The organism is Roseburia sp. OF03-24 (genome assembly GCF_003463035.1).
GTDB lineage: Bacteria > Bacillota > Clostridia > Lachnospirales > Lachnospiraceae > Roseburia > Roseburia rectibacter.
In genome coordinates, this window is sequence record NZ_QSCK01000020.1 from 1 (window position 1) to 13,827 (window position 13,827).

The following is a 13,827-nucleotide window of genomic DNA, read 5'->3' on the forward strand; positions in this document are numbered from 1 at the left end:
AATTTGCCAATCGTAACCCCCCAGAACCACCCTACACAAGGAAACTCCTGTCACCCACAAACCAGCATTTGTGATATGCGTAATTGCGCAAATAAGATTTCACATTATGTGCCAGCCCGGCACAGGAAAGAGGATTTAATATGTTATGGGATACGCATATGCACAGCCAGTTTTCCGGCGACAGCCACACACCGCAGGAAGACATGATCGCTGCTGCAAGACAAAAAAATTTAAAAGGAATCTGTTTTACAGACCATCTTGACATTGACTATCCGGACGAACCGGAGACATTTTTGCTGGATCTGCCGAATTATGTCTCTTCCGTGGATGCAATGCAGGAGAAATATAAGGAAGTTCTTCCAGTTCGACTCGGCATTGAACTTGGGTTACAGCCGCATCTTGCCTGCATACATGCTGACATCCTGTCACAATACCCGTTTGATTTTGTGATCGGTTCCTCACACGTCATGCACGGCGTTGATCCTTATTATCCGGCTTATTGGGAAAATCACACGGAGGAGGAAGGCTATCAGGAATATTTTGAATCCATTCTGGAAAATATCGCAGTTTTCGATGGTTTTGACGTCTATGGTCACATCGACTACGTGGTAAGATACGGTCCAAATAAAAATGCCAGTTATTCCTATCAGAAATATGCCGACATCATCGACGAAATCTTAAAGGCTCTTATTATCAAAGGCAAAGGGATTGAGATCAACACCGGCGGTTTCAAATACGGACTCGGTCATCCGAACCCGACAGAGGACATCATTAAGCGCTATCATGAACTCGGCGGGGAGATCATCACGATCGGTGCCGACGCACATCAGCCGGAGCATGTCGCATTTGATTTTGAAAAAGTTCCTTCTATATTAAAAGATGCCGGCTTTACGCATTATACGGTATTCCGAAAAAGGAAACCGGAATTTATCCCGATTCCCTGATTGAAGTCGCTGATAGGAATGCCGGGGGCAAATAGTGCATTCAGGTTTATTGATTGGTAAATTGCACAAGACCGCGCCCCAGCCTCCTGTCATTTTAAAGTCTCACTGTGATTTAACACCGACGTACTATATAAAAACAGCACATCCTGATCTTTAAAATTAATATAGTTTCCAATCCGCTCCACGGGCAGATACCGGATATCCACCAGTGTGATCTTCGCATAATCTTCTGCCAGGAGTGGGGCGATGCTGCTTCCAAAGGAATCCCGGAACATGACCAGTTCCCGGTCTGTTTTCGTATTCGGATTTTCAATCGATATCAGGGATTTCGATCCTCCCAGAAAAATCTCATACATATCATTCCCCGTTGTTTTTTCCATGTCGTAAATCTTATTTTCCGCTCGGTTTTCATAATCATACACGATACAGTTTTCAAGCACGTCATTATCCAGATAATACAGTGTATCAGGCTGTCCATGAAGTGCGAGCTGTCCATAATAGACACCGTAAAATGGATTTTCCAGTTCTTTTGTTTCGTATTCTGACGCCGGATTTACCCCCATTGCCCCAGCGAGGTGCCGTGCCACATCCGTGATCTGTTCCTGCCGCCAGTGTGCATCTGTGCGGTAATAGTCCGAAAGTTCAAGATCCCCAAATATGTCAATATACTGTGCATACTTCGTCCCATCTCTCATCTGCGCCGTCAGCATATCATAATCCATGGACGGATAACCATTTTCATCTGCCAGAAAATAACTTTTATCCGGCACGATCGCCAGATAGATATCTGTGTCTGTATCCGAAAGGTAACGATCATAGACTTCCCCAAAACGCGTGGCTGCATACTGCAGTGAATCCGCATGAAGCGGATATTCCATTTTGGCAATGTAACCCTCTTTGCTATAAAGTCCATGCTGGTCGCTCTGCACAAGTACATATAGAGAAAATGCCGTCTTTAACGCACGAAACTGCTCCCGCAGCGGAAACTGGTCTTTTGCATATGACTCAAATCCACTCATAAAGGTACCATTTTTGATGTTTTCCACACTTATTTTCGGAAATTGTGCAAGTTTTCTGCGTTCTGAGATAGAAATCTTCTCATCACTTTTCACAATATTTCCTGTTAAAAATCCAAACAGGATCAATGCCATCATGATAACGGTGATTCTGTCTTTTCGCTTTATTCCCATAATTGTCCTCAAAATCTGAAATATAAAAACGGATTGAATGACCCATCTACCAGAAATGCCACACAAAGAAGCAGTAATATGACCAGCAGGATAATTTCTGCAATGTCAAGCGTCTGCTTTAAACATTTCTTTTTCTGCAATATTCCATATAATCTCACAGGAAACGGTGTCACCCCGATTACCGCGGTCAGGATGACCACTGCATAACTTTTCAGATAATACATACTCTCTGTCGTAACCGGTTTTATCTGTCCCCCGCCAAACATAGATACGATACCATCCCAAAAATCCGCCACGGAGGATGCATCAAAAAGTACAAACCCGATCAGCACAAAAAACAGCACATACAGGTGTCCGATGATCTTATGTTTCTTCAAATAAGGCAAAAGCCACGTTTTCTCAATGAGCAAAAGCACCGCATACATCAGTCCCCACAGGATAAAATTCCATGCCGCCCCATGCCAGAATCCGGTTGCCATCCACACAAGAAAAATATTGAAGATCCACCGCACAGGTTTTACATGACTGCCACCAAGCGGGATGTAAAGATAATCCCGGAACCACGCGCCAAGTGAAATATGCCATCTGCGCCAGAATTCAGTAATGCTCGCAGAACAATAAGGATAGCGGAAGTTTTCCGGAAAATCAAATCCAAAAACGGCTCCCAGCCCGACCGCCATATCGCTGTACCCGGAAAAATCAAAGTAAATCTGAAGCATAAATGCTATCGCATACATCCAGAAAAATAAAACCGATTTTTCCTCCGAAGCCTGAAAATGACCGATCAGCTCCCCGAGCACATTTGCGATCAGTATCTTTTTTGACAGTCCGGTTACAAATCTTCGAATTCCATATGCACATTTTTCCACGCTGTGCATACGGTTTTCAAGCTGACTTCTGATATCCGAATAGCGCACGATCGGCCCTGCAACGAGCTGTGGAAACATTGCGACATAGGCAGCAAACATGAGCAGATTTTTCTGTGCCTGCACACTGCCCCGGTATACATCCACCGTATAGCTGATGACCTGAAATGTATAAAAGCTGATACCAAGCGGCATTGCAATGCTAAGCAGTGGAATTTTCTGCCCTGTCAGCACATTGAGATTCCGGATAAAAAAATCGGCATATTTACAATAGACGAGCGGCAGAATTTCTAATAAAACAGCGGCAGCCAAAAGAATTTTTGACTGCCGTTTATTCTGACATGTACCGATCAGACGGGCAGACAGATAACCAGCCAGGATGACTGCTGCCATCACCGGCAGGTATTTCGGTTCTCCCCATCCATAAAAGATCAGACTCCCCAAAAGAAGCACTGTATTTTTCATCTGCCCCGGTGCCAGGAAATACACCAGCACCATACACGGAAGAAAATAAAATAAAAATGTGATACTTGAAAATAACATTTATACGATCCCGTCCTCACTGATGACTTTTGCATTTTCGTAAGTCTGCGTGATTTTGTCTTTAAACGTGTTTACCAGTTCTTCATTTCCAAAAACAGATACCAGGTAATCATCCACCGAAATTACTACCAGCTTGTCCGGGAATCCACACATCCACTGTCTGCCCATCACATTTTCCTTGAGGTCTGCAGCTACTGTCTCTACATCCTCTGCATTTTTCAAATGATAGGCACCACAGGTAAATGTGTTCGCATTCATCATGTGCATGATGGAAGCCGCATCATCGATCTTTTCCGCATCCGCCGCCGGAAAGCCAAGCATGCGGTCTAATTCATCCGCATCCGTGATTCCAAATGTCCCCGGCGCATCCTCTGTCATATTTTCTTCCGTCATGTCTCCGCCTGCGACGGCGAATTTCTCGTCTTCTTCGTAGCTGTTCCAGACTGTGGTAAGAAGTTCTTTGGCATCTTTGATCTCTGCCTTTCCAGCTGCATCTGGACTGTCTGTTTTATTTCCACAGGCAGTAAGTGACATTGCAAGAAAAATTGAAAGGAATAAGGTGATATATTTTTTCATGTTCATCTCCATTTTGTTTTGTTTGGTTTTATTTTTCTCATCGTATCATGTTTTATACCGGGTGGAAAGAGGATATTCCATTTTTTTTCATATCTTCTCACGATCCGATCAACACATTTTTTCCTTCAAATGCAAATCCATAATGTCTGATCTTCTCTTTTGGTATTCCCCGTGCCAACAGTTCGGCATCATAATTTTTTTCTTTGATCTGCACTAGTGCTGACTGTACTGTTTCTTCAAGTTTCTGCTCTTTTTTATTATTTTTTACCTTAAACTCCAATATAATTGCCTGTATTTTTGTTTTTTCCCGCTCTTTCGACTCATCATGACATCATATCTGCCAAAGCCACTTTCCCGGTTCGACCTGATTTCATAGATATCTGTCTGGTCTGCTATCAGTCCAAGCACAAATCCATGATAAAATCTTTCCGGTTCCTGATTTCCAGCGTCTTCCCTTCCGACATCAAAATAACTAAACATTGCAAGCGTAATCTTATTCATATAATAATTCATTGCATCCACATCCTCAACCTTTAAATAACCACCTGCTACCAGAAGACTCCATACCGCGCTTTCATCCTGTGCAAGATGGCTGAACACGATCTGTTCATCAAAATTAACTTCAATCGTCTTTCCGTTTAAAAGACTTTCTATCTGTATCTTCATATCTGTCCTGTGCCGTAAGACAGGTATCTGTCAGATATCCTTTTTCATTGTCCCATTCTTTCAGCCCCCGATAGTAGAACATTTTTAAATCATCTTCGATAATAAATGGAACAATATTATATTTCAGACACTCTTTAAACATGATCAGTCTGCCGACACGTCCGTTGCCATCCTGAAACGGATGAATTCTTTCAAACTTCACATGAAAATCCAAAATATCTTCCAAAGACTTTTCTTCTTTCGCATTATATTCTGCCAGCAATTTTTTTATCTTACCGGATACCTGCTCCGGTAATGTAGTCTTCATACCCCCGACCTCATTTGGCATCTTTTTATAATCTCCAACAGCAAACCAGTCTTTTCTGGAATCACTGGTTCCATTTTTTAAAGTCAGATGGAGCAGCTTTAACAATTTCTCTGTCAATACCATACAGGCATCATCAATTATCATATCAATGCACCGAAAATGGTTTGCAGTTTCAATCACGTCATCCACGTTAAGAACTTCATTTTCAACACCGATGGTATTGGTTTCAAAAATATATCTTGTCTGATCGTGCGTCAGACGGCTTCCTTCCATATGATTTGAATTATAGGTTAAATCGATCTGTGTTTTATGATAGATACCGCCTTGATACTTATCTGTTTTTTCTTCTCTCAGAATATCTAACAGTGTTTTGGACTGCTGTTTTTCCTGATTTTTTCGCACTCTGTTTTCCTCCGTTCACTTTCTAGATTATTTAATTATAGCACATTACCGGTGGCAAATTCATTTTTGTCTATAAAAACGCAGAAAATCATATAAAAACACACCTGAATAAAAAATGACACATTTATCCATGTACCCATATTCTTTATACTAGTATGATAGAAGCGGACATATAGATTCAAGAATGGAGGGTGTATTTTTATGAAAACCTACGAACGACCACAAGTATTTTGTCAGGAAGATTTATGCGAAGGCTGTCCGGCAGACAACGGTTCTTTCTGGACACTGACCAAGGGATATACAACCGGTGATAAAGACTACCGTCCTACCTGGGAACGCAATGGCGAGAGTCCGGATAAAATAACATGGATAAAAAGACCTCCCAGAAAGGATTTTTTCTTTTCCTTTCTGGAAGGTCTTTTAAAATTGTCAAAGAAAGATAAATATCTCTTCCCTTTTCTATATATTGTCTCTTATTTAAAATATGCTACACCGGACTCAAAGATTTTAAGATCCTGCTCTCCGTAAATGTTCATTGCAACACTTCTGTCACGTCTCTCAGAATGAGCCATTTTACCAAGCACACGTCCATCCGGGCTTGTGATACCCTCGATGGAACAGTAAGAACCGTTGACATTCCACTCTTCATCCATGGTCGGAACACCTGCTTCATTGACATACTGGGTTGCAACCTGACCGTTTGCAAACAGTTTATCTAACCATTCTTTTGGTGCAACAAAACGTCCCTCTCCGTGGGATGCCGGGTTGCAGTATACTTTTCCAAGTTCCGCCTGTGCTAACCACGGGGACTTGTCTGTAACAACTTTTGTATATACCATTTTACTGATATGACGTCCGATCGTATTGTAGGTCAATGTTGGTGAATCTGCTGTCTGTGGGCGAATCTCGCCATAAGGTACCAGTCCTAATTTGATCAGTGCCTGGAATCCGTTACAGATACCAAGAGCTAATCCATCCCTCTCATTTAAGAGTTTCATAACAGCCTCTGTCATCTTTGCATTGCGGAATGCAGTTGCAAAGAATTTTGCAGATCCTTCCGGTTCATCACCGGCGGAGAATCCACCCGGGAACATGATGATCTGTGCCTGATCGATTGCCTTTGTAAATTCGTCTACGGACTCACGGATATCGCTTGCATTTAGGTTCTTAAATACCTTAACGATCGTATCCGCACCTGCACGCTCAAAGGCTTTTGCACTGTCGTACTCGCAGTTTGTTCCCGGAAATACCGGAATAAATACGGTTGGTTTTGCCACTTTATTTTTGCATACATAAACAGAATCTGCATGGTAGAGATCTGTTTTTACTTCTTCTTTATCCTCAGTTGCACGGGTTGGGAATACTTTTTCCAAAGTGCCTGTCCATGCATTTAATGCCTCATCAATCGCAAGTTTCATATCGCCACAGATAAATGCTGCATCCCCGTTGACAGAACCTGCTCTCTTTACATTTGCAGATAAACCTGCATTCTGCAGTGCCTCGTAGATTTCTGCTGTCTTACCTGCAGGAACCTCTGCTACGATGTTACCAAAGCCCGGAGCAAACAGTGTATCTGTCGTCACATCTGCATCCACAGTTACGCCAAGTTTATTACCAAATGCCATCTTTGCCAGTGCTGCTGCAAGACCTTTTCCGTCAAGTGCATATGCAGAAACAATAGCACCTTTCTGGATCAGTGTGTGGATCACATCATAAAGTTTCATAACCTGTGCATAAACCGGCACATCATATTCATCTTTATCGATTGTAAAGTATAACAGTTCATTTCCAGCGGTTTTTAACTCCGGTGTGATGATATCCTGCTCTTTTGCAACATCCACTGCAAAAGAAACCAGTGTCGGCGGTACATCAATATCATTGAACGTTCCGGACATGGAATCTTTTCCGCCGATGGAAGGTAGTCCAAATCCGATCTGTGCATTGTAAGCTCCAAGAAGTGCTGCAAACGGCTGACTCCAGCGCTTCGGATCTTCGTTCATTCTGCGGAAATATTCCTGGAATGTAAAACGGATCTTCTTATAATCACCACCTGCAGTCACGATTCTCGACAAAGATTCTAACACCGCATAGATTGCACCGTGATATGGACTCCAGCTTGCTAAATATGGATCAAAACCATAAGCCATCATGGTTACGGTATCGCATTTTCCATTGGCAACCGGAAGTTTCGCTACCATAGACTGTGTCTCTGTGAGCTGGTATTTTCCACCAAACGGCATATAAACACTTCCTGCACCGATGGAACCGTCAAACATCTCCACAAGACCTTTCTGTGAGCAGACATTTAAGTCAGCAAGTTCTGCAAGCCATGCTGCTTTCATATCGTTCTTTGCAACAGCGTCTGCAACTTTTGGTGTAGAAATCTTATTTAAGTAATTATCCTCCGGTACCGGCATATCAACTGCAACATTGGTCTCCTGATGGGCACCGTTGGTGTCTAAGAATGCACGGGAAATATTTACGATCTCTTTTCCTCTCCACTCTAAAACAAGTCTCGGCTCCTCGGTAACAACAGCAACTTCAACAGCCTCTAAATTTTCCTCTGCTGCATAGCCTAAGAAAGTCCTGACATCAGAAGGTGATACCACAACTGCCATACGCTCCTGTGATTCGGAGATTGCAAGCTCAGTTCCGTCTAATCCTGCATATTTTTTCGGCACTTTGTCAAGCTGTACACGAAGTCCATCTGCAAGTTCTCCGATCGCAACAGAAACACCGCCTGCACCGAAATCGTTACATTTTTTGATGATATGTGCTACTTCCTCGCGGCGGAATAAACGCTGGATCTTACGTTCTGTCGGCGGGTTACCTTTCTGTACTTCAGCACCACAGACTGCTGTGGACTCTGTATTGTGTGCTTTTGAAGAACCTGTGGCACCACCGATACCATCACGTCCGGTTCTTCCTCCAAGTAAGATAATGATATCGCCCGGATCAGAAGTCAGTCTCTGTACGGCACGTCTTGGCGCAGCACCCATAACAGCACCGATCTCCATACGTTTTGCAACATAGTTCGGATGATAAACTTCTTTGACATATCCGGTTGCAAGACCGATCTGGTTACCATAGGAACTGTATCCGTGTGCAGCCTCTCTCACTAATTTTTTCTGCGGAAGTTTTCCGGAAATCGTCTCTGAAACAGGAACGGTCGGATCTGCAGCACCGGTCACACGCATTGCCTGATATACATAGGTACGTCCTGACAACGGATCACGGATCGCACCACCGAGACAGGTAGCAGCACCACCAAATGGCTCGATCTCTGTTGGATGGTTATGTGTCTCATTCTTAAAGTTAACAAGCCATTCTTCTGTTTTTCCATCTACTTCGACCGGAACAACGATAGAACATGCATTGATCTCATCGGACTCTTCCTGATCCTGTAATTTCCCTTCTTTTTTCAGACGTTTCATTGCCATTAACGCAAGATCCATCAGGCATACAAACTTATCACTGCGTCCTGCATACAGGTTTTTATGAGTATTTAAGTAATCCTCATAAGTCTCCTTCATCGGTGCACAGTAATATCCATCATCAAATGCCACATTTTTAAGCTCTGTGGAGAATGTAGTATGACGGCAGTGATCTGACCAGTAGGTATCAAGCACGCGGATCTCTGTCATGGATGGATCACGGTTTTCGTCATTCTTAAAATAGTTCTGGATATGTAAAAAGTCTTTGAATGTCATCGCAAGATTCAAAGAATCATATAATGCCTTTAACTCAGTCTCCGGCATCCCGCGGAAACCGTCAAAGATCTTAACATCCTCCGGCTCCGGGAAACTCTGCACTAAAGTCTCAGGTTTTTCTAAGCCTGTCTCTCTTGAATCGACCGGGTTGATGCAGTGTTTTTTGATCGCTGCAAACTCTTCGTCACTGATTGTTCCCTCGATCGCATAAGTCACTGCGGTGCGGATGATCGGCTCTTCCTCTTCATTTAATAATTTCACGCACTGTTCTGCGGAATCTGCTCTCTGGTCAAACTGTCCCGGTAAGAACTCTACGGAAAATGTTCTCGCTCCGTTTAAATCAAATTCTTCCTCGTAAATATCATCTACCGGCGGTTCAGAAAAAACGGTTACCAGGGCTTTCTTATAAGTTTCCCCGGAAATATTTTCAATATCATAACGGATCAGTTCACGAACCTTCGTCACACCACTGATTCCAAGATAACTTTTGATTTCAGACTGCAATTCTTTTGCCCGGACTGCATATTCCGGTTTCTTCTCAACATATACACGTTTTACACTGCTCATGTGGTAACCTCCATTCTCAGTTTCCATTTATCTTTTCAAAGTATAACATAGGTTCTAAAATAAGCATAATTAATATATTTAATCTTATTTATTAATTATATTAATATTTTAGATACTCTCATTATCAGTTTCCATTGACATATTTATAAGCATGTCTTATAATTATAGTAATTATGTTTGTTAATGTATTTCATTAAAAGGATATGCGGCCAGCCCGCAGAAAGAGGACTTCATGGATATCAATTATGAATTATACAAAGTGTTTTATTATGTAGCAACATCTTTAAGCTTTTCTGAGGCAAGCAAACAGCTTTTTATTTCGCAGTCTGCTGTCAGCCAGTCGATCAAAACTCTTGAGAAAAAGTTAGATCAGCCGCTTTTTATCCGCAGTACCAAAAAGGTGCAGCTAACCCCTGCCGGAAAAGTTTTATTAAAACATATTGAACCTGCAATGAACTTAATCCAGCGCGGCGAGAGCCAGCTTTTAGATTCCGGCAGTCTTGGACTCGGTCAGCTTCATATTGGCGCAAGTGACACGATCTGTCGTTACTTTTTAGTTCCTTATTTAAAACAGTTCCACAAAAAATTCCCAAATGTACCGATCAAAGTTACGAATGCAACATCTTTAAGCTGTGTTGACCTCCTCGATCAGGGAAAAGTCGATCTGATCGTAACCAATTTTCCAAACTCGAATCTGAATCACTCTTATATTCAGAAAACCGTATGTAATTTTACTGACGTATTCATTGCGAATCCAGCATATTTTAATCTGAAACAGCAGGAGATCCCATTTGAAGAATTAAAACAATATCCAATTCTCATGCTCGACCGCAAGAGTACAACAAGTCAGTTTCTGCATAACCTGTTTTTACAGCATCAGCTTGAACTGATCCCGCAGATTGAACTTAGCAGTAACGATCTTTTAATCGACCTTGCACGCATCGGTCTTGGTATCGCTTTCATACCAGACTATTGTTTAAACCGTGAATCAAAAGATCTGTTCATCGTAAAAACAAAAGAAAAACTTCCATCAAGACAGATGGTTGCAGCCATCAATCCAACGCTTCCTGTTTCACAGTCTACAGAAGAGTTTTTAAATCTTTTGCCTACGATCTGATTCCCATTTAGGAACGGTTCCAGAATTTTTTTAAATACTGTTCGACTGTATCTACCCTGCATATTGTCTGCTGTTCCCATTCTCTTGGGAACAGTGCACGATACTCACTCTGCAAAAAGCGTTCATCTAAAAGTTCAATGACTCCGACATCTTCCACTGTCCTTATCACTCTTCCTGCTGCCTGAAGCACCTTGTTCATCCCAGGATAACGATAAGCATAATCAAAACCGGCGCCAAGTCTTTTTTCAAAATATCCCATCAGGATTTCTCTCTCATTGCTGATCTGTGGAAGCCCTGTACCGACAACGATTGCACCGATCAACTGTTCATTTTTCAGATCGATCCCCTCACCGAAAATACCTCCCATTACGCAAAATGCAGCTAACGATCCATTCCGTTTTTCAGATACTTCTTCTGAAAAAGCCTGCAAAAAAGATTCTCTCTCTTCTTCCTTCATTCCGGGCTGCTGGATCAATGTTTCGATCTCACAGGATGGATCTGCCTGATTTTCATCCTGGAAAATATTATAAACCTGCTCCATCATTTTATAGGAAGGGAAAAACACCATGTAATTTCCTTTTTTGGCATCGACTGTCCTCTTTATATAGGATGCGATCCGTTCAAACTCTGCTACACTCCGCCTTGTATACTTACTGCTCACATCATTTCCAAGCAACAGCAGTTTCTGTTCTTCCCGGAATGCCGTCTTCGCATAAACTGCATAATTATCTGTTTCTGTCGAAAGCAGACTCTTATAATATCCCACCGGGAGCAGTGTCGCAGAAAAGAAAATCGTCGCATTTCCCTTATTGATCCGCTCCTGAAGATTTTTGGATGGGTCCACACAATATAATTTTAGTTTAAAACGCCCATCCTGCTCATGTTCCGCATATATGACATAATGGTCATCCAATAACTCATAAATATTCAAAAAGTTACGCAGATTTAAATAAAACTCACTCAGATCTTTCCGTTCCGGAAACTCCGACGATTTCTGCAGAAATTCGTCAAGATCTGATGCCACATTCATGAAGTCAAATGCAAGATTTCCAATTGATTCATAGATCATGTATTTTTCACATTCGCGTTTATATGCCAGTAATACACGGTTACACTTTTCAAGTTCCCGTACCAGTTTTGCCTGACCATATTTCTTTAAAATCTTTTTTGCCGAAAGAAAATCTTCCTTATATATAATGGCACTGTACATTTCCCTGCTGCGCTCAACCAGATTATGAGCCTCATCCACCAGAAAAATATAATCCCCTGTTGTTCCATCTGCAAAAAAACGTTTTAAATAAACATTGGGATCAAATACATAATTATAATCACAAATAATGTCATCTACCCAGGTTGCCGTATCAAGACACATTTCAAACGGACAGACATTGTATTCTTTTGCCTGCTCTAATATCACTTCTCTCGTGATCACGTCTTCTTTTTGCAGCAGAGAAAAAACTGCATCATTTACTCTGTCATAATGTCCTTTTGCATAAGGACAGTTAATGGGATTGCACTCCATTTCTTCACACAGGCACAGTTTTTCCTTTGCCGTGATCGTAAGCACCTTTGCCTGATATCCGTTTTTGCGCAGAAGCTCAAACGCTTCTCTCGCTACTGTTCCCGTGATCGTTTTTGCCGTCAGATAAAATATCTTATCTGCCAGATCCTCGCCCACTGCCTTGACTGCAGGAAACACCGTTGATATCGTCTTTCCGGCTCCGGTCGGTGCCTGGATAAAAAGATTCTTTTTTCTTTTTATCGTACGATATACACCAGCCACCAGCTCCCTCTGCCCATCCCTGTAAGGAAATGGAAACTGCAGTGGTTTAATAGATGCCTGACGCAGCTTTTTCCATGCAAACTGAAAATCAGCCCATTTTTTGTATTCATCTATCAGCTTCTCAAACCAGTCTGCAAGCTCCTCAAATGTATAATCATAATGAAAATACCGGATATCTTCCGTATCTAAATTGCAATACGTCATCTGCACTGAAATAGCAGACAGATCGTGCTGCAATGCATAGATATAAGCATAACACATTGCCTGCGCACGGTGCACACCGATCGCATCCTCTAAAAGATCAAGTTTCATATACATGCCCTTGATCTCATCAATCGTGACTTTGCAGTCTATCGGCATCGTCCTATGGTTAAAATTGTCTGCAAATGTAATTTCCTCCGTTGCACTCTCAATTAAAATTCCATCCGCACGTCCCTCGATCACAAGCTGATATTTGTCTTCCTCTATTGCAATTTTAAGTGGAACCTCGGCATGATAATTACTGCCCTTGCGTTTTTGAATCTTCCTGTGGATTCTTCCCCCTGCAAGCATCGCCTCTGCTGAAGCGCCCCGTCCATGACGATTATCAATGTCCCCCTCCCGCAGAATAAATTCCACCAGATCACGAACTGATATTTTTATGACACCTTTTTCATTCTTTTCAATCTTTGTACTCATATATGGATTATAGCACAAAAAGACTGATTCCACATACCTTTCCAGATATATGTAATCAGTCTTTTCATCTATCCCTTTATCTTCTGTTATACATCAATACCTGATGGGCATGACCTCTGCTTTAAGCTATTGCGTATTTTCCTACGACCTGCTCAAAGCGGGCATCTCTACCGCCATATTTGATGGTAAGCTCTTTGCACACACCCAGATAAAGCATTCCAAGCAAAGATTTTGCATCAATTACTGCTCTGCTGTAACATACATCAATTTCAAAATCACATTTTCCGGCAGCCTTTACAAAATCCTTTACTTCCTCCGTGTCAGATAATTTGATTTTTCTTTCAACCATTCGACTCATTCCTTCCTACATCGAAAACCAAAAACATTGTTTTTTCTTATCAGCTTGCGATTATTGCACATTTTTTTTCATTTGTCAATTTTAGGAAACTATTTTTTTATTTTTAGTTTCTAAGCATAA

The 13,827-nt window shown here is 41.8% G+C and carries 11 protein-coding genes; 2 read left to right on the forward strand and 9 right to left on the reverse strand.

Annotated elements, in window-relative coordinates:
- Positions 1-140: 140 nt before the first annotated feature.
- Positions 141-944, forward strand: a complete 804-nt coding sequence (locus tag DXA60_RS11210) for a histidinol-phosphatase HisJ family protein (protein WP_117921282.1) — start codon at positions 141-143, stop codon at positions 942-944.
- An 89-nt stretch (positions 945-1,033) separates the two neighbouring features.
- On the opposite strand, the gene DXA60_RS11215 is transcribed toward DXA60_RS11210, so the two are convergent.
- The 7 genes from DXA60_RS11215 to DXA60_RS11245 all read right to left on the reverse strand — a co-directional run bounded on the left by DXA60_RS11215 (position 1,034) and on the right by DXA60_RS11245 (position 9,771).
- The gene (locus tag DXA60_RS11215) at positions 1,034-2,134 is read right to left on the reverse strand and encodes a DHHW family protein (protein WP_117921283.1); all 1,101 of its coding nucleotides are present in this window, start codon (positions 2,132-2,134) and stop codon (positions 1,034-1,036) included.
- Between the two features lie 8 nt (positions 2,135-2,142).
- Positions 2,143-3,543, reverse strand: coding sequence for an MBOAT family O-acyltransferase (locus DXA60_RS11220; RefSeq protein ID WP_117921284.1), 1,401 nt, complete (start codon positions 3,541-3,543; stop codon positions 2,143-2,145).
- Positions 3,544-4,119 (reverse strand): bacteriocin transport accessory protein, encoded by a 576-nt coding sequence (locus DXA60_RS11225; protein ID WP_117921285.1) that lies wholly within the window; start codon positions 4,117-4,119, stop codon positions 3,544-3,546.
- A gap of 97 nt (positions 4,120-4,216) precedes the next feature.
- Positions 4,217-4,399, reverse strand: a complete 183-nt coding sequence (locus DXA60_RS19575; RefSeq protein WP_330414685.1) for a PD-(D/E)XK nuclease domain-containing protein — start codon at positions 4,397-4,399, stop codon at positions 4,217-4,219.
- Positions 4,384-4,785, reverse strand: a complete 402-nt coding sequence (locus DXA60_RS19580) for a PD-(D/E)XK nuclease domain-containing protein (protein WP_330418415.1) — start codon at positions 4,783-4,785, stop codon at positions 4,384-4,386. Before DXA60_RS19580 ends, DXA60_RS19575 begins: the two co-directional genes overlap by 16 nt.
- Positions 4,742-5,494, reverse strand: a complete 753-nt coding sequence (locus DXA60_RS11235) for a Fic family protein (protein WP_117921286.1) — start codon at positions 5,492-5,494, stop codon at positions 4,742-4,744. The genes DXA60_RS19580 and DXA60_RS11235 overlap by 44 nt, the downstream gene beginning before the upstream one ends.
- Before the next feature lie 473 nt (positions 5,495-5,967).
- Positions 5,968-9,771: a phosphoribosylformylglycinamidine synthase gene (locus DXA60_RS11245; protein ID WP_199536214.1), complete on the reverse strand. Its 3,804-nt coding sequence runs from the start codon at positions 9,769-9,771 to the stop codon at positions 5,968-5,970.
- A gap of 232 nt (positions 9,772-10,003) precedes the next feature.
- Between DXA60_RS11245 and DXA60_RS11250 the strand changes: the two genes are divergently transcribed.
- Positions 10,004-10,888 (forward strand): LysR family transcriptional regulator, encoded by an 885-nt coding sequence (locus tag DXA60_RS11250; RefSeq protein ID WP_117921289.1) that lies wholly within the window; start codon positions 10,004-10,006, stop codon positions 10,886-10,888.
- A 7-nt stretch (positions 10,889-10,895) separates the two neighbouring features.
- Here DXA60_RS11250 and DXA60_RS11255 read toward each other — a convergent pair whose 3' ends face one another.
- Positions 10,896-13,349: an ATP-dependent DNA helicase gene (locus DXA60_RS11255; RefSeq protein ID WP_199536216.1), complete on the reverse strand. Its 2,454-nt coding sequence runs from the start codon at positions 13,347-13,349 to the stop codon at positions 10,896-10,898.
- Positions 13,350-13,470: 121 nt separating this feature from the next.
- Positions 13,471-13,698 (reverse strand): HPr family phosphocarrier protein, encoded by a 228-nt coding sequence (locus DXA60_RS11260; RefSeq protein ID WP_117921290.1) that lies wholly within the window; start codon positions 13,696-13,698, stop codon positions 13,471-13,473.
- Positions 13,699-13,827: the final 129 nt, after the last annotated feature.

Excerpts from the sequence above, each read along its gene's own strand:
- DXA60_RS11210 (WP_117921282.1), top strand. The coding sequence starts at position 141 with ATGTTATGGGATACGCATATGCACAGCCAGTTTTCCGGCGACAGCCAC.
- DXA60_RS11215 (WP_117921283.1), bottom strand. The coding sequence starts at position 2,134 with ATGGGAATAAAGCGAAAAGACAGAATCACCGTTATCATGATGGCATTG.
- DXA60_RS11220 (WP_117921284.1), bottom strand. The coding sequence starts at position 3,543 with ATGTTATTTTCAAGTATCACATTTTTATTTTATTTTCTTCCGTGTATG.
- DXA60_RS11225 (WP_117921285.1), bottom strand. The coding sequence starts at position 4,119 with ATGAAAAAATATATCACCTTATTCCTTTCAATTTTTCTTGCAATGTCA.
- DXA60_RS19580 (WP_330418415.1), bottom strand. The coding sequence starts at position 4,785 with ATGAAGATACAGATAGAAAGTCTTTTAAACGGAAAGACGATTGAAGTT.
- DXA60_RS11245 (WP_199536214.1), bottom strand. The coding sequence starts at position 9,771 with ATGAGCAGTGTAAAACGTGTATATGTTGAGAAGAAACCGGAATATGCA.
- DXA60_RS11250 (WP_117921289.1), top strand. The coding sequence starts at position 10,004 with ATGGATATCAATTATGAATTATACAAAGTGTTTTATTATGTAGCAACA.
- DXA60_RS11255 (WP_199536216.1), bottom strand. The coding sequence starts at position 13,349 with ATGAGTACAAAGATTGAAAAGAATGAAAAAGGTGTCATAAAAATATCA.
- DXA60_RS11260 (WP_117921290.1), bottom strand. The coding sequence starts at position 13,698 with ATGGTTGAAAGAAAAATCAAATTATCTGACACGGAGGAAGTAAAGGAT.